A 21,265-nucleotide genomic window follows, 5' to 3' on the forward strand; every position below is an offset into this window, starting at 1 on the left:
ATTATCTTGTTCCACCAACCTTTTCATACACCAGTCTAAGTAAGGAATATGCGAGGAAGAGACTCATGATGACAGCAAAAGCACCAACAAAGACCATCGCACTTATCGGGAAAATAAGCTTTAGATAGCTCAAAACGGGTGAATTCGCCTCATAGTGCGGCAAGAATACAGCCTGGGGACTTCGAAATCGCTGCATAGGCTCCCAAATCAGGAGAACAATAGCAGCAGAGAGAATGCCATGAAGGAGGCGGGCGAAAAGGAACGGAAGATAGCGCATGTTGGTATGACTTAATAAGCTGACAATTTGAGCATGCACGGACATGCCGGCCCAGGAGAGGATGAAGGCGCCAATCGCGACTTTACTGGAAAGGGCCATCGAAGCGGGGGCACTTCCTGCAGCTTTTGCGCCGAGTGTGACTTCGAATAACCCATTCATGACGGCTTGTGAGAGCTCGTGAGGTAATCCTGTAATGGATAAGAGGGATGTAATCAACCAATAGAACACATTCATAACCTGGGCAGAGGTAAGCACCTCTAGAACGACAGAGAAGAAGACAACAAGTCCACCTACAACGAACATTAATCGGAGAGAGTGGAGAATGGATTCGCTTAACAAAATACCTAAAGATCTTCCATCTCGTATTCTCGCGTTATGCATGGTCTCGAAGGCTTGTTTCCATATAGGGCCACTCTCCCTAGGCTGCCCAGGAGTAGGTAAGGCTTTCCGGCCGTGAAAACGCATGATGAGGCCAATCATGAACGAGCCTCCATAGTGGGCAATGGCCAAAATAAAAGCTAATGTGGCGTCATGGAAAAAGCCAATCGACACAGCTCCGATTAGAAATATTGGATCCGAGCTCGTTGTAAAGGCAACAAGCCGTTCGCCTTCTTCCCGGTTAACCAGCTTTTGTTCCCAGAGCTGAGCAGTTAACTTAGCCGCTACGGGATATCCAGCGGCAAAACCCATTGCCATTACGAATCCGCCAATCCCAGGGATACGGAAGACGGGACGCATCATCGGATCAAGCAGTGTACCGAAGAAATGAACGATCCCGAAGCCAAGCATAATTTCGGAAATAACGAAGAAGGGGAACAGGGCTGGGAAGAGCACGTCCCACCAAATGGAAACGCCGCGTAAAGCGGCTTGAAAACCGTCATGCGGGAATAGAACCAAGCATACAATGATGCCTATAATAACGAATGACATAAGCAAGGCTGGGGTGAAGTTTTGTTTCGGCATAGACGGTAGATACCTCCTCTTATTCAACTATATGAATAAGCTTGGACATACATGCCGTCCCGAATTTCATGAAATAGTAGGTAGATGAGCACCTATGTCCAAGTAGGACTGTATGGTCGTTTATTTTGGTTCATGGGACTGTTCAGTCCTTGTTTTTATGGTAAAATAGAACTAGTAAAACTTAAATCCTATACAGCGGGAGTGATTCAAATGACAGGTGTCATTGCCGGATTGGTAGTCTGCATGTTCGTGTTTGTCATTCGAGAAACGCTCATGCGCGCAGGGGACGAGGATTTAGAGAACTATTGAATACGAATTGCGAGGTTTCTTGGTATGTCAGAGAGCAAAAACAGAACCATATTTGAGTTAATGGGGGGGGCGGAGACGGTAAGTCGTTTGGTAGAGGCCTTCTATCCGAAAGTACAGCAGCACCCGTTACTTTCGCCGCTTTTTCCTGCTAACATAGACCCAGTTATAGAGAAACAGACGTTGTTTCTAACCCAATTTTTCGGTGGCCCAACCTTGTACTCCGATCGCCACGGTCATCCGATGATGCGAGCTAGGCATATGCCTTTTCCGATTACAAGAGAGCGTGCGGATGCATGGTTAGCTTGTATGACGGAAGCGATGGCTGACATAGGCATGCCGGATGATTTACAGGATTTTCTCATAGAACGGCTTAGAGGTTCTGCCTATCATTTCATCAACACACCTGAGGAAGACTAGTCCATTCTTCCTAAACAATATTAATTAGGGAAAAAGGCGGGAGTTCAAGTGGTCGAACCCTTATATGAGATATCAGTGACATGCACCTACTGTACTAATACGTTTAAGTCGAAGAAGGTTCGACCTAGCTTTAAGAAAGCAAGTAAATCTGATTCAGATTTCTGCCTTCACTATAAGGATGTTAATCCTGATTACTACGTTGTACGTATCTGTCCTTTCTGCGGGTACGCACATACAGAGAACTTCTCGGATAAATGGACTCCGGGAGAACGAGCTGTATTTCATGAAAAAGTAGCTCAGAACTGGTCGATGCGCGATTATTGCAGGGAGAGAACGTGGGAAGATTCCCTTCAGTGTTTTAAGCTAGCACTTCTAAGTGCGCAAATCAAAAACGAGAAGTCACGCGTGATTGCTGGATTATTGCATCATTTGGCTTGGCTTTACCGGGTTAAAGGCGACTGGGAGCAAGAAGAACGTTTCCTCTCATTTGCACTAGATGCGTACGTGAATGTCTTCGAAACCGAAGGTATGGATTTGAATAACGCGAAGCTCATGTATCTAATGGGCGAGTTGAACCGGCGATTAAAACGTTTTCCCGATGCGGTTAAATGGTTTTCACGGATTATTAATGATCGTAAGATTATGGATGCCGGGATGATTAGGGCTAGTCGCGAACAATGGGTGACAACGCGAGAAGATATGCTTGCTATGCGTTTAGAACTGCCGGATGAGATGAAACAAGCTACGTAAATGCACAATAAATCGGCAAGAAAATAAAATGAACGCCTAGCCATGACACGGTATCTAACCGGATGGTTAAGCGTTCATTTTTTGTGTGATTCCCTGTGGCTGCTTGAATAGTGTGGGACGGTTTTTGCCAGTATGCTTGGATTGATAGAGGGCGTGATCGGCTTCCGAGATCAGTGTTTTAAGATCCATGTGTGGAGATTCAGCTGTTGAGATTCCGATAGAAATAGAGATGGGAGCCGCTTCCAAGCCGTTTTTTTTGTAGAGAAATAATTCCGCAATGGAGGTACATAAGGTTTGGCCGTAGTTAAGGACTCGAGCAGGATCTGTTTCCGTACAGAGCAGAATAAATTCTTCTCCCCCATACCTTGCCAGGTAATCTTGCTCATGTATCAAATGACGAAGAACAGAACTTACTTCTTGGAGTAATTGATCGCCTTCTAAATGTCCGAATCGATCGTTATACAGCTTGAAATTATCGAGATCAATCATCATGATAGATACTTTACGCTTATGTAATGTACTCTGAGCGATAGGCATAAAACTTCTTAAGTTGGGCAGCTTGGTTAAACCATCTTGATTCGCTTGCATTTCAAGCTTGCGTTGCAGTCGCCAATTGTTGTTCTCGTCATTCACCATAATGATGATCATGAAGAGGGTGGCGGACGTAATGGCAAACATGAACAATTGATCAAGGGTATATGACCAAGATAAGCTGCGTTCCAGAAAGCTGTGGGTAAGTATACGCATAATGAAAACGAAACCACATATTTGTAGAGCGAGTCGAATAGGTATGTCCAAGAAGCCATTTCGGTATTCTTTGTTATGGAAAAAGGAGCTAATGAAGGCTGGGGCAATGAGGTCTTGTGCGATGATGAACCAGGCTTGATTTTCTTGTGAGATTATACTAGTACCAGCAGGCAATATGGTCGAGAAGAGGGCAACAGGTAATCCGTATCGCAATCCGGCCATGAAGATGGGTAACGAGCGTAGATCGATTAAGCCGAATGTCTCAGGAAGTGGAACCAGCATCATGATGATGCTGGCTAACCCTGTTAGCAAGGAGGCGAATAGATGTTCGTGTGAATCAATTAACATCTTGCTATGAACTTTCAAGGCTAAATAATTTAAAGTCACTAATGTACATGCGCTTGTCAAAGGAATGAGGTACTCATTCATAAAGGTTCGTTTGCTCCTTGCGATGAACTACGAATTATGTTTATTTCGTACCGCGGTGTCCGCTAGTAAATAATCGCGATCTGTATCCACAAGCGTCAACTTGTTATGACAACAAGGGAAGACAAGCAGTTTCTTTTTACCCTCGTGTATGGACTCGAGCTCATGAATTTTGAGCGGCAGCAAGACATTTGAGCTTAGACAGAACGGACATTGGGCCACGTAAATGTCCTTCATGATGATGTCGTAAGGCCAGGTGTTAGCAAAAGGTATCAAGGGCTACTTCGATTCCGATTCGCTCGTGTCTGACGATGTGCTTTTCGCGAGCTCTGCTAATTTCTGAAGAAGAATATGTTGTGGCATATGCATGAGATGTTCTAAAGGTACTTTAAGCTGCTCCGCTAACTTAACAGCTGTTTCAGGAGAAATTTGTAACGGTTTCATATTATAGAAATCACCCATCCTGTTCCGATTTAGTCCGAAGGAACTATACATAATTGAATCATACTTTTTGAAGAGAAGCAATGAGGAAGATGCGGATAGTTGGCGAATGCCTGGTGGATATGATTTAATTAAAAGTGGAAAGGAAAGGTGATCGCATTGTTAACATTACCTCTTAATCAAACATGGAATCTTGAAACATTTTTCCCTGGAGGAAGTGATTCTCCTGCATTCGCTGCACACCTGAAGAAACTTCAGGAGTCCATTGCATCTTTTCAAGAGCAAGTACGTCGTACAGCTTCTCCGCAAAGTGTAGAGGATACCTCGTCGCTGGCACAATTGATTGAATTGCTTCAGCATAATGTGATGCATATTCACGAGGCAGATTCTTTCGTAGGCTGTTTACAAGCCGACAATCAGAAGGATAAGAAAGCACCTGTGTTAAGCGGACAAGTCAAAAGCTTATATGCTGAGCATTTATCTTCCCTTACTCATTTTGATCAGATTCTGACAGGGGTGCCAGATCAGGTATGGGCAGCCGTGTTAGAACAAGAGCCTTTTCAAGCCATCGCCTTTTCGCTCGATGAACGTCGCGCACTGGCGAAGGAGAAGCTCCCGCCAGAGCAAGAAGCTTTAATTAATGATTTGGCTGTTGACGGCTATCATGGGTGGAGCGATTTGTACAATTCGACCGTAGGTCAATTCAGCATGGCTGTAGAAGTTGACGGGAAGCAGGTAGAACTATCCGCAGGTCAAGCTTTTAATAAGCTGCATACCGAGAATCGTGAAGAACGTTTAGACTTATTTGATAAATGGGAACAAGCATGGACGGATAAAGAAGAATACTGTGCAGAAGCATTAAATCACTTGGCTGGCTTCCGTCTTCAGGTTTATAAGGCAAGAGGCTGGAAAAGCATACATAAAGAACCACTTGCAATTAACCGCATGGAAGAAAAGACCTTGAACGTGATGTGGGACGTTATTGACCGCAATAAGGGACTTTTCGTGGAGTATCTGAATCGAAAAGCGAAGCTCCTAGGCGTTGACAAGTTGGCGTGGGTTGATGTGGATGCGCCGCTTGGCGATTCATCCAAGAAGATTTCCTACGACGAGGGTGCGAGTCTGATTATTGATCAATTCAAACGCTTTAGTCCGAAGCTTGCTGCCTTCTCTGAGGAAGCTTTCGAGAAGCGCTGGATCGAAGCGGAGGATCGCCCTGGCAAACGCCCTGGCGGCTTCTGTACTTCATTCCCGCTAGCAGGTGAGACACGTATCTTCATGACGTACGGAGGAACCCTGAATAACGTCTCTACGCTCGCTCATGAGCTAGGGCATGGTTACCACCAGCATGTGATGACGGATATGCCGGCGCTCGCGCAGGAATATGCGATGAATGTAGCTGAAACAGCTTCTACTTTCGCTGAAATGATCGTAGCAGATGCGGTCGTGAAGAGTGCATCGACTGATGAGGAGCGTATTGTGTTGCTCGAGGATAAAATCCAGCGGGCTATCGCTTTCTTCATGAACATTCATGCACGGTTTATTTTTGAAACGAACTTCTATGCTGAACGTAGTCAAGGCTTAGTAAGTGTAGAGCGCCTTAATGAGCTCATGGTCGATGCGCAGAAGCTTGCTTACAAGGATGCCTTGAGCAGCTACCATCCGCATTTCTGGGCAGCTAAGCTGCACTTCTATGCGACAGACGTTCCATTCTACAATTTCCCATATACGTTCGGGTACATGTTCAGTGCTGGTATTTATGCAAGAGCTGTGCAGGAAGGCGCAACTTTCGAAGACAAGTACATTTCCTTGCTTCGAGATACCGGAAGCATGAACGTAGAGGAACTAGCGCAGAAGCACTTAGGCGTGGATCTCACTGAGCCAGATTTCTGGCAAAGTGCTGTTGACATGGCAGCACAAGATGTGAAGCAGTTCATGGAGCTAACTGAATCGAAGGTACGTGTGTAGGTTTTAACAAATAAACAGCCCCTCGGAGAAGGTCTCTGAGGGGCTGTTCTTTTATGTATTAAAGCTTAAAGATTTGAATGGTTTGCTGCAACTGGGTCACAACCCGCGTCATTTCTTCCGCTTGCGTTACGATGCCCTGTACAGTTGAAATTTGCTCATTCATGGAAGCAGACACTTCTTGCGTCCCCGCCGCGGACTCTTCTGTGATGGCTGAAATATTTTCCATCGCTGCTGCGATTTGTCCAGAGCTTTGAAGCATGCTTTCACTTTCTTCTGCGAAGCGTGTAATTTCCTCTGAAATGAAGCCGACGCTGCCAACAATCTCAGCGAATACAATTTCGGTTTGATCGATTAAGACCGTTTGTTTCTTAACGACATCTTCATTGACTTGGATGCTGCGAATCGCATCTTGAATGCCTTGCTCAATGCTCTTAACGAAGCCGAATACTTCACGTGTGAGGGAAGTGGATTCTTCAGCAAGCTTACGTACTTCTTGTGCTACGACAGCGAAGCCTCGGCCATGTTCACCAGCTCTAGCAGCTTCAATGGATGCGTTGAGGGACAATAGGTTCGTTTGCTCAGCAATCTCGGAAATGGAGCGCGTAACACTCGTAATACCAGCGGCTTGGCGAGCAAGCATATCAATCGTATCTGAAACCTGTCTAGTTACTTCTACATTTCGTTTCATGCCGACGCCTTGGCTTTCAACCGATGTGCGTCCTTTTTCTACGAGGGTCATCATTAGATCCGAACGGTGCTTCATTTCTTGGGCAGATCCAGCATAATTGACGATTTTCACTTCAATATCTTTGGAAGTGATGGATACGCCAGAAATCTCCTCGGAGATTTGTCCCGCACCAGCAGCCAGCTCATGGGCCGAAATACTCACTTGCTCAAGAACAGTACGAAAGCTTTCATTCTTCACATAGATATCACGGCTTGTCTGGAAAACCTGCTTCGAAATAGATCCTGTATCGCGTAAAATATCGCGGAGCTTGTCAATCATTTTGTTAAAAGATTGGCCGAGTTGACCAAGTGAATCGTCAGTCGTGATTGCTACCTTTTGAGAAAAGTCACCTTTGGAAATATTAAGAGCAATGCGAGAGATATCGGCGATTGGCTCTGTAAGTTGTGCTTCAAACCAACGGATGAAGGGAAGGCTTCCGGCTAGGATAATGACTAGGAAAATAATGCCAAGTAAGCGGTTCCAGTCTGAGGCGAAAGTTACAATTAACATGAAGATCGAATTCAAACCAATTAGTGCAAAACAACCAAGTTGTAGTTTCTTTCTAAACGATAAGGATGAGATTTGTTCCAATCCGATCGACTCCTCTGCAAAATTTGTATACTTATGGAGAAAAATAAAAGGTATATTTGAAAATTATATCACCGAACTTGGAAACATTCTACAGTTTTTCGACACCAATCGTTCGGTATTTACAAGAAATTTGGGAATTACCTTAAGTGAATACAAAAAATATAGTGAATTTTCAAATATTGGAAATAAACTGTTGAATTATGTAAATTGTCTGGGTATAATAGGTCTACAGTCGCATAATTAACATAATTAGTAAATAAACGTAATTTAAGGAGGAGTATTATAAAATTGGAACAGTTTACACTCGCGAGACAAATCGATGTGGTATTTCGTAAGATTAAAGATGAGCTTTCTCATGTGAACTCAGGCACAGTGTTTGTTCATATTCGCAACAATGAGATTGGCAAATTTGGTATTAAACATTTGCCGTTTGAAAGCTCAGAGGGTGTATTGCCTGCTCCGTCTAACGTAGGGTTAACAGAAATACAATTCCAAACGTTTCGTCAAATGGCAATCGAGTCACTTAAGCGTAAGAAGAGCTGGACGCATGGGGAAATTATGTTTGACTTTACGGTAAGAAAGAATGTCATTTCAATTAGCATCATGTTTGAGAGCAACTATATGCTATCTGTACAATCCCTTTATTTATAAGGGTTTATTTGTGTTTGTTGGGGTGTTTGACCACGGATTGACCACGTTGGTACCTAGAACAAGGCCGCGTTGATGTGGTCAGCAGCGCTTTTTTGCATATTAGGAAGTACGTGGGAATAGGTGTCCATTGTAGTTTTAATTGTGGAGTGTCCGAGCATTTCTTGTACAACTTTAGCATTGACATCAAGCTCAAGTAATGTAGTCGCGAATGTATGTCTCAACCCGTGAAGCGTTATTTTTGGTACACCAGAACCCGTGATCATCTTGTTGAATCCTTTTGAAACGGAATTGTGGTAAAGTATGTGATTCGTCTTTGGACTTGGAAAGACTAAGTTTAATTCATTTGGCAATTGTTTAATCTTAAACTGTCTCAATACCTTAATGGTATTCTCCGCAATTGTAATGCTACGAACCGAACCTTCTGTCTTTGGCGAATCCTTAATGTAGATTTTCTTATTAGCGAATACCATAGTACGCCGCACTGAAATCATATTGTTTTTCAAATCAACATCATTCCAGTTGAGGGCAAGAACCTCCCCGATCCTCATACCAGAAGTCATTGATAGAAGAAACATACAATAATAAAACGGGGACTCGAGCTTTGTATAATCCAAGAATTGCTTCTGTTGTTCTACTGTCCATACTTTCATTGTTGTATTCTTACGCTGCATAGTTGGCTTTTTAACAAGTGCTGCTACATTCTTCGGAATTATTCCCCATTCATAGGCTTGTCTAAATGATTTTGTCACAAGGTTAGCGATATTATTGATATGTCCAACTGAGCATGTTTTTGCAAGATCGTTATAGAACTTCTGGATATCCATAGGCGTGACTTTCATTAGTGGGATATGTCCAATGTTAGGAATGATGTGATTGTGAACAAAAGAGAGCCGAGCTGCGTAAGTATTAGGCGCAACTTGGCTTTTAAGCGTCTGTTCAACAAAATCTATAATAAACGCTCCGACTGTCTCTTTATGGGGCTTAATATATTCTCCCTTGTTTACTTGGGTAGCAAGCTCCGCGCACGCTCTCTCGGCTTCCTTCTTAGTCTTAAATCCACTGACTGTCCTCTGTTTTCTTTTGCCTGTTTTCGGATCAGTACCAACATCTAACGAGAATGACCAAGTAGCGCCACATTTACATTTATCTTCACATTTACAGCCGCGCTTACGAAATGAGCCTTTCATGTTTTATTTACAACTCCCTTATCCGTTTTTCATATTGCATTAAAAACTCGATTATAGTATTTATCACTCTTTTCGGTCCGGGAACAACACGTCTAACATTCCAATGATTTGATATCGTTCATTCTTTGTTAGTGCTCTCCCTTTATAGTGAATCGAGGTAAGGCTTGTTGAGTCAAGTATCTCAGAAAGATCTATATAAAGCGGATGACCTATTGTTTTTTCCTGCTCTTTATAACTGACAGTTAATCCATGATTATTCATCAGTTCTATTAGTTCATTTAGAAAATCCTCACGAGTTTTTTTGTAACCTTCATAGGCAATTATCGCGTTTTTTAAGGTGGTGTAGTTGTAAATTCTATCAAAATCAGCGTCCTTGACTAACTCTAATTCTTCTTTTGAAATATCGTCCTCAGGTTCATTATTTATGTAATTCGCAAAGTACCACCTGTCGTAATCATGGGAGGGTCTATTACCATCATTAAGAATTAGCCAACCTACAAATATTTTGAAAATATCTTTATGGAGATAGTCAGGGAAATGACCGTCATCATCTGCTATTGATTTAAGTAATTTGCTGATTTTGTTATTCAAGTCCCATTCTTCATTGTGAATTTCCTCAAATAGATCCTTATCTTCTTTAGAATAACTATCTCTCCAATAGCCTGCTTTAAACATTAACTCTTCATAACTAATTCCTAAGGGACCCTCTAGTTTTTTAAGTATCTCAGGTGATGGGGTACCTTTTTTTCCATTTTCTATCTGAGATAAATATGGTTGTGATAAATCTGTTGCTTTTCCTAAAGCAACTAAAGTTAATCCTCTGATCTTTCTTTGCTCCTTTAAATATTTCCCAAAGTTATGTGCATCCATTATGTTAACCCCCTTATATGGACGATTATACAATGTAATATAGCTAAAAGAAATATTTTTATTTCTAGTGTATTGCTTAAAGGAATATATTGTTGTAATATAGCCATAAGCAATATTGCTAACAGCAATTTTATGAGAGGTGTGAGGACATGAAGATTAAGGTTAAAGACATGGATTATCTGAATCAGCTCATCGTTATGAAGGGGTTTAACAAAACCGAGTTTAGCAAGGAAATTCAACTTTCTCAGCCAATGACCATTCAAGTCGTCAATGGGGATAGGTCACCATCGCCAAAAACTGCAAAGCGCATTTGTGATGCTCTGGATTGTAAATGGGAAGAAGTTTTTGAAATCGTCAAATCTCTTCAAACAGCAAAGTAAACGCCGGAGTAATTAACATTTAAAGAATATTTAAAATGCACCGCAATACAACGGCGGAATGCGGAAGGTGAGCGAATTGAATGCAGTATTCAGCGGAAGAAAAAGAAACAACATGCGTGTATGACTATATCGATAATAATTGGATCGTTTACAGTTGTGTCCCTAAGCACATGACAAAGCTTCGAAAGATTGCGCAGCCGTTTTGGGAAGAGAAAGATGGTGATCGAGTTTCAGCAGCTAAATGGAGACTGAATGGAAATCAGATCCGATTTGTAATGGAAACAAAGCTTACAGATGAACAGCGTGTAGCAAAGCGAGAACAAGCGCGAAGGTCATTCCAACAGTCGAACTAATTCATCATTATTTTCTAATATTGTCGCAGCTGTACGGTGAAATGAAGTCGGACAACCTTTGAAGGTAGTTTGACTCCTTATACCAATAACAGGAGGTGAGAAACCGATGGAAATAAACGATTATCCTGTTGTGCTTCAGGCAAAACATGTGACCCAAATACTAGGAGTTGCCAAATCAACTACATATGAACTATTTAGGGAAACAGGATTCCCTTTGCTAGAGATTAACGGACGAAAGTTAGTTTACCGTGACAGCTTTTTCGCATGGTTGGATAGTAAGCAGCGCAATTGCGGCGGGTTGGTGAGGTGAGATGGCACGTAAAAAGAAAGATTACGGGTTTAAGCTGTTTGAGAAATCTACATCAGCAGACAACCGACATATTCGAATAACTCTGGATATGATGGATTCGAAAGCGTGGAAGGAGCTAACAGCACATTCTCGCATGCTTTACATGGAGATGAAGGCGAAGTATACGGGAAGCAATCAAAATGATATTTCCTTCACTTACAAAGAAGCACTGAAAATAATGAATGACCGCACATTTACTAAGTGCATCGATCAGTTAATTGAGTATGGCTTTATTAAACTGCTCCAACAAAATTGGACAAAGCGTGAGCCAAATATCTACGGGTTTAGTGAGCAGTGGAAGTTCTTTGGAACAAGCAAACTTGATGTCCAAGTGCGAAAAAAACGTGTTCCTTCAACCAAAGAAGAACTGTAAGGCTACTGTATTTATACAGCAGAATAACATGTACTTTTACAGTACAAAACGACAGTTTTAGGCTCTGTTAAAGATTTTACTACTGTATTTATACAGTACAACGGAAAATGCAAAAAACTCAGTAGTATCAAGGGGTTGGGGGACGATTTTGATGGGTTTTATAAAAAACGCTTTTGTACTGTAAAAGTACGTGTCCTTTATATATAGCCATACTAGGTACCGCATTTATAGGGAGGTTTACCGTGGTCATTCTCTACAAAAGATTTCAATTCCGCGACATTAGTCTGATACTGCGTGACCTTGCTCAAAGCGGCCTCATAAAGAAAACAGGGTGATGGGTAACTGCTCAATATGGAAAATGCACGGTTTAAGCAAGTCAAAAAGACTCTAATGGATGCTGCTATTTTAAAAATCGCCTTCGATGAGCGTTCTCCTGATGATGATCAACGGATACAAGAGTTTAGGAGTATTGCTGAATCAGTAGAACTTGCCGTTTGTCAGCTCACTAGTCAGGAGCAGACACTTATAAACTCGCGTTATTTCAACAATGAAGCGATGGATACGACTGACCCTGAGGTTTACAGGGCTATGGGAATTAGCGCTGCGAGCTACTACAAGATAAGGCTTAAAGCTTTTGAGAAGCTTGCTGAACATCTTCATCTGGGGGTTGATCAGATCGATGACACGTAACATCAGAGTCTCATGCAGTTATCCGAACTGCGATAAAACCACCGTGAGAAAGTATTGCAGCGGTCATGTTGACGCCTTAAAACAAAGCCGAGGTTATAGGGCTCCTAGAAAAGGTTTGGTTAAACCAACTAAAAAGAAACTTATGGAGGTGATAGAAAGATGAATGTACGTACAGCAGCATTAGCACAATCAACACTATTGGCAGTCTGTAAAGATGCACTAATCGAGTTGGAAAAGTTGGACGGATCGGCATCGATTATCAAAAGGCTAAAGATCGTGCTATCCGACTCGGTTGAAACAAATCGCTATATACCACCTAATTATTGAGCATCTCTATTCAAGTGATGCGGGCCCCACCAACGAGCCGAGCCCCTCCTGTCAAATGGTACTAAAATTTTCCCAGGGGTCATTTCCTAAGGGCCACCCTATGCAAATATAGGCGATTTTAAGCAACGATAACGGGGTTTACATTAATCAGAGAGGAGATGAAAAAAGTTGAGTAAAAATGCACTCGACATACGAAATGGCGGCCGACTCACCGCTAAAAACGGGCGGCATAGAATAAGCGAACTAAGGGCGTACACGAAGGTAAGCACGCGCAGCGGTAACAACTCAGATGAGTTATGGATCGAGGGATATGCAGCCGTGTTTAACTCTCCGACCGTAATTTACACACGCAGCGGCGTTGACCATAAAGAGGTTATCGATTCCCACGCATTCAATGGTGCTGACATGTCCGATGTTGTTCTGAACCAGAATCACGAAGGGGAAGCGCTGGCAAGTACCGTTAACAACACATTGGAACTAAAAGTGGATAACAAAGGATTATTTGTTCGTGCGCGACTTGAGCCGACACCAGACAATAGGAATTTGTATTTGAGAATCCGAGATGGATTTATGTCAGGTATGAGTTTCATGTTTGCAGTCGAGAAAGATTCGAATGACCACAGCACTCATACACGTACTATTCACAAGTTCAAGAAAATTTACGACGTTACCATTACGTCAAGGCCCGCGTACAAGGATACGTCCATTGGCGTACCGATGATAATGACACCAGAGGAGAAGCGCCGACAGCAACTGATTGCGCGCATGGATTTTGGTAAAAAGGTAGATGAATTAATAAAACGAATCGAGGAGATGTAATGAACATGACAAAAATAATTGAGAAACTAGAGAAATCCATTACTGAGGAAAACGGCATGTTGCAGCCGCGCATTGATAAGATTCGTGCAGCCATTGCGGAGGATCAGAACGTATCGAACACTTTCGCCGAACGGTTTGTACAAGCAGTCCAAGACGGGGCCTCGGATTCCCATTTCGAAAAACTCTATGCGCAGCGTGATGAAACTTTCAAACGCATTCGCCAAAACGAGGAAGTTTTGAACCTCTTATCCACTGGCAACGGTAGCAAAGTCCAGAGTTTAAAAATTAACGTTATCAAGGAACGCAAGAACGAAATTAAGGACTTGGAAAGCAAGGCAGCCGCCATTATGAATGATTTGCATAGACAGAAAAAGACCACTCTGGATGGATTCGAAAAAATCAAAGCTTTCCGCGAGGAAATTATTGAACACAAGCTCCGCATCAACTCTTACAAGAATGATTTGAACGTAGCGGATCAGGAAGCGTTAGGTATTCCAACTGGTGGCATCCCAACCTTTCAGAATATGATCACGGGGCGAAACCCACTTGATCAAGAGATGGCCGACTTGGCACTCGGACTTCTGAAATCCGTGTTAACACAGTATGAGTTCAACCGCCTGGAGATTTTCATCAGAAACCGTTGCGCGGGTTTTGGGCAATAAAGGCAAGTGGGGACAGGTCTAGAAGAAGGGTAAATAACGGGGTAGAATCGGGCTCTTAATGTGGGACGAGCCTACCCCGTTTTTATAAAAAGGGAGGTAAATGCGAGATGAGTGTAATCAGAAATTTAGTTATTAGGGCCGGGGCCGATTTTTCTCAAATGCGCCGAGAAATGCAACGGGCGAACGATGATATGAAGAAGTTCAAAAACCATATGAGAAGCGCTGTCGCAGGAATTACAGCAGCCTTAGGCGGAATTGCTGTTGGAATGAGCCTGAAGTCTGGGATCGAGGATGCTATCAAGTTCGAGGCGTTGATGGGTACACTTAGCAAGACACTCGGCAAAAGTGCTGACGACTTCGTGAAGTGGCAAAACACTGTCGGTGATGCTTTAGGGTTTTCAAAATTACAAGTTGCAGAGATGGGAAACAACTACTCATTGCGATTGAAATCCATCGCTAAAGACGAAAAAGACCTATTTGACAAAACAACTGCTTTAATAAAAGCGGCAGCAGTAATCAGAAGCAAAACGGGAATGTCCTCAATTGAAATTTCCGACCGTATGCGTTCTGCGATGAACCAAGAAGCTGACGGTGCAGATGAGCTCGGCGTAAACGTTCGTGTGGCAGCAATTCAACAGTCTAAAGCCTATAAAGAACTGGCAAATAATGCACCGTGGGAACAACTGAGCGAGCAGATGAAAAAAACAATCCTCTATCATCATATTTTAGATTCAACGACATCTAACTTTGGTACTGAGATAGCAAATAATACTGCGTTACTAAAAGGAGGGTTTGTGTCTGCCCTGAGTGACGCAAAACTTGCACTAGGTCAAGCATTCCTTCCAATCCTTAACATTGTGTTACCTCTGCTAACACAATTAGCCAGGGCAGCGGAGACCGCATTTAAGAGTGTAGCAGGATTTATGCGGACGCTATTTCCTAAATCCAACATCAAAGCTGGCGAAGCACAAACGGCGGCTATTGATTCTCAGGCGGGTGCTGTAGGTAGCCTTGGTGATGCCTACAAAGATGCCGGGAAAGCGGCTAAAGGGGCGCTTGCGGGATTTGATGAGATTAACAATATATCAGATTCAGGCAGCGGCGAAGATGCAGCATCAGCGGGAGCAGGAGCAAATATGCCAACTGGCGCTGGTGAAGGATCTGTATTAGACACCATTTCGACGGGAGTACAAGCGGCAGCAAACAAAATAAGGGAAATTTTTAGCGGTCTTAGTTCTTTCATCAAAGAACACAAAGACGTTATCGTTTCGGCGCTGGGCAGCATTGCATTTGGTTTCGCTACGTTTCTTCTAGCTACAAATTGGAGTGCAATTATTGGTGGAATAGCAACGGCATTCAACATCTTAAAAGTTTCTATCGTCACTACGTGGGCTGCCATAAGTTGGCCTATTACTTTGATAGCAATTGGCGTAGCTGCATTGATTGGCGCATTCATCTACTTTTACCGAACAAATGAAAAATTTAAAGGTGTCGTTGACGGAATTTTAAAAGCGATTGCTGATACGGCAGTGTGGCTATGGAACGATGTACTAGTTCCGCTTGGAAAATGGCTAGGAACGGTATTCGTCGCCGCCTGGGAAGGTCTGAAGGTGGCTGCTGAATGGTTTTGGAAGAAGGTTATGATTCCTTTGGGCGACTTCCTATTGTGGTTTTGGAGCGACGTCATTGTTCCTGTGAGTGGCGTTCTAGGAGATTTACTAGGTAAAGCTTTCAGTGGTCTTTCTGAGGTAGCAAAGTCATTTTGGCAAAACGTAATGATTCCATTAGGTAACTTTTTTAAGGATGTTTTAGGCCCGACTGTCGAAGCATTGTCAGCGGTTTTTGAATGGCTTTGGAAAAATGTCTTACAGCCGTTAGGTGAATATCTGGGCAAAACATTAAAGCAAGTATTCTCTGATTTAACAGACGTGATTGTTTACCTTTGGCAAAACGTCCTGGAACCCTTGGTTAAGTTCGTTGGCGGAGGTTTAAAAACAACATTAATTACCGTTTTTGAAAGCATTGGTAAGATTATAGACGGACTGAAAACCGCATTTATTGGAGTTATGACATTCATTACTGGCGTGTTTACTAGCGATTGGGAAAAGGCGTGGAACGGCGTTAAGGACATCTTCGAAGGAGTGTTCAAGTCGCTTTACGCTATCGTGAAAACCCCGTTGGATTTAATAGTAAATGCAATCAATGCCGTTATTGATGGACTTAACGGTATAAAATTTGATCTACCCGCATGGATGGGCGGAGGTAAATTTGGTCTTAGCCTCCCGAAAATGGCACAACTTCCAAGCCTCGACGTAGGCACAAACTACGTGCAATCAAGCGGCCTTGCAATGATCCACGAAGGCGAAGCGGTCGTTCCTAAGAAGTACAACCCTGCTGCTGGCGGCGCGGACACTGATATGATAGACAGAATGGCTTCTGCAATTGGAACAGCTGTCCTCACAGCCATGCAGATGGGCGGTGGCAACAGTAAAAGCAACTCAGGTGACATTAATCTGAGTATTGATGGCACTGCTATTGCTCGCGTTATTGTGCCTTATCTGAATAAAGAAAATAGCCGTATTGGTGGATCAATGATTACTGCAGCTTCAAACTTTTTTGCGTAAAAGGAGTAAGGAAAATGGAACTGGATTTTCTTCAGGTTAAAGCAACACCTCAGCACAAACAGACAGTGCAAAATTTTATCTTTGCTCTTTATAAAGGAACGATCGATGAGTTTTGGGATATGCTCGCGGATGTTGACCAGATGGCCTTATACACGGAGTATGAATATATCCGAAGTAGCAACATGAATGATTATGATGGATTTCGTGACTTCCTTGATACGACTAGGGAAGAACAACGCAGCAATTATGCCAGTGTTCAAAAGCAGAGTGGAGTAGGGGAGATGGCGAGATATACACCAGAAGGAGAAGTATATATCTACTTGATTGAAAACATACAAAAGAAAATCCACTATATCGCTCCGACAGAAGTGAAGGTAGTTCCCGTTGTGTTAACTCTTAATATGAAATATGATGCGGAATCGACCGTGTACTCGGCTCACTGGAAAGTACGGATTATTAAAAATGATTACAAAACAGCATTAAATTTATAAGTCAAAGAAAAATGGCTCCCTTCACATCGAACGAACGTGAGGGGGCCTAGTAACACTATTGTTTTAATTGTGCAAAAAATTGAAACAATTCGATTTTAGCCCAATACCCCCCGGGTCAAATTTTGAGATAGATTTGGGCTAAGACCGCGTGTCCACATTCAAAAAATACAAATGGCTTCCGCGAGAGTCCCCTCCCCAAAAATTCCACGGGAGCCACGTTTGCTTGCCCCCCTGGGCATCAGTATACGCCCATATAGCCGACTATATGGCATTGTAAGGTCTTTTCGCATAGTTACAGCCACATAAACGAAAAAATGTCTGTACGGGGCTTTCAGCCTAAAAGGGCATTCATAAACAGAGAAAAGAGAGCCCCTAAAAAGTCGAACAAAATATTCGGTAAGTCGAAAAATACGAAAGCGGAAGGTGCGGTGTGTATGTTCAAATCAGGCATGATATTTCGAGGACAAGCCTACGTTAAGGTTCGAGGCTCCTGGTACCGATTGGCCACATTAGCGAAGCGTGAATGCAATGGGTGATCCTGTAACTATTTTGGTTCGCTACGAAGACGAACAAGGAGAGCAAGAAATAAGTTATCACGGATTTCTAACAGGACTCGAACATGCGATGTATGTTGAAAACACTACACCAACGCCGCATCTTCTCTTTGCTAAAGTCAGATCTACAGACAAAGCAAATGTTTACTTGGAGACTTCCCTTGCTCCATGTTACTTAGGAAAACTGGATGAACTTCATGACGCCGAGGATCTAGTCAAACAACTGAGCAATAAGCTTCACAACATGACCGCATACGAACTAATGATGAATGTTGTTGTTCACGTAAAGTCAGAAATCGAATTTGAAAAGTTGATCATTCCCAGTCTACTAAAAGAATAAATGAAATGGGGAAGGGGTATATTCATGGAGAAAGAAATTTTAGTTAGTAATGAGGAATCACTAAGACTCGATATTGTAGATTTAAACAAAGTTGCATTAATGCTCAATATCGACTTAGACGAACTTCGTGAAAGACTATCGGAGCTGAGAATTTGACGGTCGAAATAAACCAACCTTCGCCGGAAGCAGTTCATAAACTGCACGTATTAGTAGCGGAATTAATTAAACAACCGAATTTCAAGAAAACGCCTCCCAAGAGTTAGGGGAGGCGTTTTTCATTATGGATAAACAAAACTTGAGTAGACAATTCTCGTCCTATGTTGGAAAATGAATACAAAAAAGGGTGTTGGACAAGTGTCGGAACTCGAAGATGAAAAACAGAACAAACAGTTATCTGCAAGAATTAGTGAAGGTGTTATGCTAGGTGTATTAACATTGATTGGTTACTTTTGTGCTTATAAATTTGAAGTAGGGAATTTAGCTTACTACAATATTCCAGACAACTTTGTAGAGGTTGAATTAATATCAGTACTAAATGTTGTTTCGGTTATATGGCCAAATTTAATACCTTTATTTTATCTGGTGATTAGTCTAGAGGACGCATTCAGTTTCAAAACAAATACTGTTAAGGGTTTTGCTTTTATTACGTCTTTTATTTGCATTCTTTATTTAGGTATGCTGTTCTTTTCGGGATTTAATTGGGTCACTACTATCGTAATGTTAATATTTGAGATATTTTTAATTATATTTACTTTTATTATCCCCCTGTTTAAAGAGAAGAGTACTACTGGCTATTGGAATAAGGTAGAGAATTATAAGCCTAATTTAACTGTGCCTCCTTTTTTTTTGAGAATTATTAATGATTACGGTAAAAGGACAGCTTTGATGATTGTTGTTGCAATTTCAACATTATCTTTTCTTCCGTTGTTTAGTGATTTAGGTAAGCGTGAAGCCGAAAGGGAAGATACATACTTAATTGCAACTTTAGATGGCCAACAAAAAGTACTCATTGGGACATATATGGATAGTATGATTATTGCACCTGTAGACGTAGCATCAAAAGAGATAACACCTAAGTTCCAATTTATTAAGCAAAAGGATGATGATGTTTCAAAAATATTAGCATTTGAATCCGTTAAAACAGGGCCATTAAAAGTTAGGGAACCTCGCTCAGTAAATGAATCGGTATACGAGTAAGTCAGAAGGCCCAGGCATGTTTAAGTTCTTTATTAAATCTTGGTGGACATTCCTTGGCCTATGTTGGAAAATATAGGAATGGGAGGTGTGTAATCATGACAAAAGTAGATCTAGTAAAAAGTTTACTCAAAAAAACTGATGACAGCATCTTGGACCTTGTTATTACCACCAGTATTCAAACAACGAATCAAGACGGACCACTTCAAGTTAGAACTTTGTATAACGTAAATATGGATACTGAAGGTAATACCCTTCGCATCCACGACTTACAGAAGCATTTAAATCTCTCTGAGGATTTCATCTTGGTGGTAAATAACAAACATGCTGAAATTGTCTCTTCTAGTGAGAATGGTGATGTGCAAAAGATAATGATAAACAAGAGATAAGGTTTTAAGCACTCCAACGGGGGTGCTTTTTTTATTGATCAATATAAATGTCTACAAGATGGTTAACGCTCAAGAATGTGTGTTCTTTAACTGTAAAAGGTGAGAATGGCGGTGAGGAGCTTGTATGAGGTGATTGAGATTGAGATTATATTGTTGTTATTCGTTTTGAACAAAATATTCAAGTTTCCATTCGAGCATTTTGGCTGTGAGTATGTAATTATCTTCTGATTCTGATACTACCCAATAAACATTTTGCACCGGGTCAAGATACACAGTATAAACACTATTCTTTTTGAATTTACAGGTATTGATTGCATATTCTTTTGCTTCTACACAGCTTGTAAAATCTTTCAACGTGATTTCTCCTTACAAAAAAATAGTGAAACCACCAGCGGGGACTAGTGGTTAAGGTGTGTCTCTCCTGGAGATCGCTTCGCGTTTACCAGCTGGAAGAGCTGCGAACATAAAACTAATTTTATTCTTACGTGTAATAAGCTCTTCAACGATAAAATTAACTAATTCAAAGAGCTTGATTGCTGTATCTTGATCATCTTTAAGATTTAATTCTCCAGGATGCACTGACTCGTTGCCAATAACACGAAGAATATCCAGTGCTTGTTGAACCTCAACAGGCAACCCTTTCCGAACTAAAGAAGCGATATCAGTATTAATGTCTTTGCCAGGTTCACCTACTTCTTTCGTCAATTTCTGAAGACAAAGACGAAGGAGAGCTGCCGCACCTCGCGGTGAGCGGGTTACAATTGAACGTGCTTCTAGGTAATCTTCTACAATTGCTTCAGGCAGATCCTCATGTGGGAGTGGTGCATTTGAAGAATCAGGAAGAATCATTACTCCCTTATACCAGTAAGATAGTTTGTGGCAATGATGACACACGCACGCGGATAATTCTTCATCCCTATGATACGAGCTATTGTAAACAGTTGTACCTACCATGCCCCATCTTTGATCAGAAAAAACATTACAATGAGGGCAATTGAAAGCCTTTACTCTATGAGTGGGAGGGTAATATTTTCCTTGCATTGTAGTAACTTCCCTTCTAGTGTCTATTAAGATCCATTTTACATAATTGATAGATTTATACCAACTTATATTTTGGAGTAAGTTCGTGTTCTAATCACTTTCTTTATCAAAACTTGATTAGACAAGCCTTGACCTTATGTTGGAGAATGTAGGTTGGGGGGTGAAGAATATGATCAAAGTAAAGAACAGCGTTGAAGTTTTTGACGATAAAAATATCCATACGTTAAGACAAAAAGTAAACGTATGGTTGCATGGGACGGGAATGGAAAAAGATATTCATTCTGTTAATTTTTTTAACAGTGACAGTCAACATTACGCCTATGTTTGGTATACTGATAAGATTTAAAAAAGCAAA

General features: G+C 41.8%; 29 protein-coding genes. 20 read left to right on the forward strand and 9 right to left on the reverse strand.

Annotated features, from left to right (window positions below):
* Position 1: 1 nt before the first annotated feature.
* Positions 2 to 1,240, reverse strand: a complete 1,239-nt coding sequence (gene ylbJ / locus ASL11_RS10695; RefSeq protein ID WP_056613322.1) for a sporulation integral membrane protein YlbJ — start codon at positions 1,238 to 1,240, stop codon at positions 2 to 4.
* Between the two features lie 84 nt (positions 1,241 to 1,324).
* Between ylbJ and ASL11_RS10700 the strand changes: the two genes are divergently transcribed.
* The 3 genes from ASL11_RS10700 to ASL11_RS10710 are packed head-to-tail and all read left to right on the forward strand — an operon-like array spanning position 1,325 to position 2,716.
* Positions 1,325 to 1,549 (forward strand): hypothetical protein, encoded by a 225-nt coding sequence (locus ASL11_RS10700; RefSeq protein WP_056613324.1) that lies wholly within the window; start codon positions 1,325 to 1,327, stop codon positions 1,547 to 1,549.
* Between the two features lie 24 nt (positions 1,550 to 1,573).
* Complete coding sequence (locus ASL11_RS10705) at positions 1,574 to 1,966, forward strand: globin domain-containing protein (protein ID WP_056613325.1); 393 nt, start codon at positions 1,574 to 1,576, stop codon at positions 1,964 to 1,966.
* Positions 1,967 to 2,014: 48 nt separating this feature from the next.
* Positions 2,015 to 2,716 (forward strand): DUF2225 domain-containing protein, encoded by a 702-nt coding sequence (locus ASL11_RS10710; RefSeq protein ID WP_056613327.1) that lies wholly within the window; start codon positions 2,015 to 2,017, stop codon positions 2,714 to 2,716.
* Positions 2,717 to 2,782: 66 nt separating this feature from the next.
* On the opposite strand, the gene ASL11_RS10715 is transcribed toward ASL11_RS10710, so the two are convergent.
* The 3 genes from ASL11_RS10715 to ASL11_RS35730 are packed head-to-tail and all read right to left on the reverse strand — an operon-like array spanning position 2,783 to position 4,333.
* Positions 2,783 to 3,892, reverse strand: coding sequence for a diguanylate cyclase (locus tag ASL11_RS10715; protein ID WP_056613329.1), 1,110 nt, complete (start codon positions 3,890 to 3,892; stop codon positions 2,783 to 2,785).
* A gap of 27 nt (positions 3,893 to 3,919) precedes the next feature.
* Positions 3,920 to 4,165, reverse strand: a complete 246-nt coding sequence (locus ASL11_RS37420) for a hypothetical protein (RefSeq protein WP_082595376.1) — start codon at positions 4,163 to 4,165, stop codon at positions 3,920 to 3,922.
* Between the two features lie 3 nt (positions 4,166 to 4,168).
* The gene (locus ASL11_RS35730) at positions 4,169 to 4,333 is read right to left on the reverse strand and encodes a YycC family protein (RefSeq protein WP_068668182.1); all 165 of its coding nucleotides are present in this window, start codon (positions 4,331 to 4,333) and stop codon (positions 4,169 to 4,171) included.
* 147 nt (positions 4,334 to 4,480) lie between these two features.
* On the opposite strand from ASL11_RS35730, the gene ASL11_RS10720 reads away from it, so the two are divergent.
* The gene (locus ASL11_RS10720) at positions 4,481 to 6,298 is read left to right on the forward strand and encodes a M3 family oligoendopeptidase (protein ID WP_235550446.1); all 1,818 of its coding nucleotides are present in this window, start codon (positions 4,481 to 4,483) and stop codon (positions 6,296 to 6,298) included.
* Positions 6,299 to 6,356: 58 nt separating this feature from the next.
* Here ASL11_RS10720 and ASL11_RS10725 read toward each other — a convergent pair whose 3' ends face one another.
* Positions 6,357 to 7,616 carry a methyl-accepting chemotaxis protein gene (locus ASL11_RS10725; protein ID WP_056613331.1) on the reverse strand — a complete coding sequence of 420 codons (1,260 nt, stop codon included), beginning with the start codon at positions 7,614 to 7,616 and terminating at the stop codon, positions 6,357 to 6,359.
* A 288-nt stretch (positions 7,617 to 7,904) separates the two neighbouring features.
* Between ASL11_RS10725 and ASL11_RS10730 the strand changes: the two genes are divergently transcribed.
* Positions 7,905 to 8,267: an O-methyltransferase gene (locus ASL11_RS10730; RefSeq protein WP_235550447.1), complete on the forward strand. Its 363-nt coding sequence runs from the start codon at positions 7,905 to 7,907 to the stop codon at positions 8,265 to 8,267.
* Between the two features lie 53 nt (positions 8,268 to 8,320).
* Here ASL11_RS10730 and ASL11_RS10735 read toward each other — a convergent pair whose 3' ends face one another.
* Positions 8,321 to 9,454 (reverse strand): site-specific integrase, encoded by a 1,134-nt coding sequence (locus tag ASL11_RS10735; RefSeq protein ID WP_056613334.1) that lies wholly within the window; start codon positions 9,452 to 9,454, stop codon positions 8,321 to 8,323.
* 63 nt (positions 9,455 to 9,517) lie between these two features.
* On the reverse strand, positions 9,518 to 10,324 hold the full coding sequence (locus ASL11_RS35390; protein ID WP_063795544.1) for a helix-turn-helix domain-containing protein: 807 nt from the start codon (positions 10,322 to 10,324) through the stop codon (positions 9,518 to 9,520).
* A gap of 149 nt (positions 10,325 to 10,473) precedes the next feature.
* On the opposite strand from ASL11_RS35390, the gene ASL11_RS10745 reads away from it, so the two are divergent.
* The 14 genes from ASL11_RS10745 (at position 10,474) to ASL11_RS10800 (ending at position 19,869) form a co-directional block, all read left to right on the forward strand.
* Positions 10,474 to 10,704, forward strand: a complete 231-nt coding sequence (locus ASL11_RS10745; protein ID WP_056613336.1) for a helix-turn-helix transcriptional regulator — start codon at positions 10,474 to 10,476, stop codon at positions 10,702 to 10,704.
* A gap of 80 nt (positions 10,705 to 10,784) precedes the next feature.
* On the forward strand, positions 10,785 to 11,057 hold the full coding sequence (locus tag ASL11_RS10750; RefSeq protein ID WP_056613339.1) for a hypothetical protein: 273 nt from the start codon (positions 10,785 to 10,787) through the stop codon (positions 11,055 to 11,057).
* Positions 11,058 to 11,163: 106 nt separating this feature from the next.
* On the forward strand, positions 11,164 to 11,367 hold the full coding sequence (locus tag ASL11_RS10755) for an excisionase (RefSeq protein ID WP_056613341.1): 204 nt from the start codon (positions 11,164 to 11,166) through the stop codon (positions 11,365 to 11,367).
* Position 11,368: 1 nt separating this feature from the next.
* Positions 11,369 to 11,779: a hypothetical protein gene (locus ASL11_RS10760; RefSeq protein ID WP_056613343.1), complete on the forward strand. Its 411-nt coding sequence runs from the start codon at positions 11,369 to 11,371 to the stop codon at positions 11,777 to 11,779.
* A gap of 351 nt (positions 11,780 to 12,130) precedes the next feature.
* Entirely contained in the window at positions 12,131 to 12,469 is a 339-nt protein-coding gene (locus ASL11_RS10765; protein WP_056613344.1) for a hypothetical protein, read from the forward strand.
* A gap of 159 nt (positions 12,470 to 12,628) precedes the next feature.
* A complete protein-coding gene (locus ASL11_RS36380; protein ID WP_157256882.1) occupies positions 12,629 to 12,796 on the forward strand; it encodes a hypothetical protein in 168 nt (55 codons plus the stop codon).
* A 168-nt stretch (positions 12,797 to 12,964) separates the two neighbouring features.
* Positions 12,965 to 13,615 carry an HK97 family phage prohead protease gene (locus ASL11_RS10770; protein WP_056613345.1) on the forward strand — a complete coding sequence of 217 codons (651 nt, stop codon included), beginning with the start codon at positions 12,965 to 12,967 and terminating at the stop codon, positions 13,613 to 13,615.
* A gap of 5 nt (positions 13,616 to 13,620) precedes the next feature.
* Entirely contained in the window at positions 13,621 to 14,277 is a 657-nt protein-coding gene (locus ASL11_RS10775; protein ID WP_157256883.1) for a hypothetical protein, read from the forward strand.
* Positions 14,278 to 14,384: 107 nt separating this feature from the next.
* On the forward strand, positions 14,385 to 16,901 hold the full coding sequence (locus ASL11_RS10780) for a phage tail protein (protein ID WP_056613349.1): 2,517 nt from the start codon (positions 14,385 to 14,387) through the stop codon (positions 16,899 to 16,901).
* Positions 16,902 to 16,915: 14 nt separating this feature from the next.
* On the forward strand, positions 16,916 to 17,392 hold the full coding sequence (locus ASL11_RS10785; RefSeq protein WP_056613351.1) for a hypothetical protein: 477 nt from the start codon (positions 16,916 to 16,918) through the stop codon (positions 17,390 to 17,392).
* A 528-nt stretch (positions 17,393 to 17,920) separates the two neighbouring features.
* Positions 17,921 to 18,286: a hypothetical protein gene (locus tag ASL11_RS10790; protein ID WP_056613353.1), complete on the forward strand. Its 366-nt coding sequence runs from the start codon at positions 17,921 to 17,923 to the stop codon at positions 18,284 to 18,286.
* Between the two features lie 24 nt (positions 18,287 to 18,310).
* Entirely contained in the window at positions 18,311 to 18,442 is a 132-nt protein-coding gene (locus ASL11_RS37835; protein WP_268796191.1) for a hypothetical protein, read from the forward strand.
* Positions 18,443 to 18,640: 198 nt separating this feature from the next.
* On the forward strand, positions 18,641 to 19,483 hold the full coding sequence (locus ASL11_RS10795; RefSeq protein WP_056613355.1) for a hypothetical protein: 843 nt from the start codon (positions 18,641 to 18,643) through the stop codon (positions 19,481 to 19,483).
* A 95-nt stretch (positions 19,484 to 19,578) separates the two neighbouring features.
* The gene (locus ASL11_RS10800) at positions 19,579 to 19,869 is read left to right on the forward strand and encodes a hypothetical protein (protein WP_056613357.1); all 291 of its coding nucleotides are present in this window, start codon (positions 19,579 to 19,581) and stop codon (positions 19,867 to 19,869) included.
* Between the two features lie 156 nt (positions 19,870 to 20,025).
* Here ASL11_RS10800 and ASL11_RS10805 read toward each other — a convergent pair whose 3' ends face one another.
* Both ASL11_RS10805 and ASL11_RS10810 read right to left on the reverse strand, forming a co-directional pair.
* Positions 20,026 to 20,223, reverse strand: a complete 198-nt coding sequence (locus ASL11_RS10805) for a hypothetical protein (protein WP_056613370.1) — start codon at positions 20,221 to 20,223, stop codon at positions 20,026 to 20,028.
* A 51-nt stretch (positions 20,224 to 20,274) separates the two neighbouring features.
* Positions 20,275 to 20,910, reverse strand: coding sequence for a DUF4145 domain-containing protein (locus ASL11_RS10810; protein ID WP_056613373.1), 636 nt, complete (start codon positions 20,908 to 20,910; stop codon positions 20,275 to 20,277).
* 169 nt (positions 20,911 to 21,079) lie between these two features.
* On the opposite strand from ASL11_RS10810, the gene ASL11_RS36385 reads away from it, so the two are divergent.
* Complete coding sequence (locus ASL11_RS36385) at positions 21,080 to 21,256, forward strand: hypothetical protein (RefSeq protein WP_157256884.1); 177 nt, start codon at positions 21,080 to 21,082, stop codon at positions 21,254 to 21,256.
* Positions 21,257 to 21,265 lie beyond the last annotated feature (9 nt).

The organism is Paenibacillus sp. Soil750 (assembly GCF_001428045.1).
Lineage (GTDB): Bacteria > Bacillota > Bacilli > Paenibacillales > NBRC-103111 > Paenibacillus_E > Paenibacillus_E allorhizoplanae.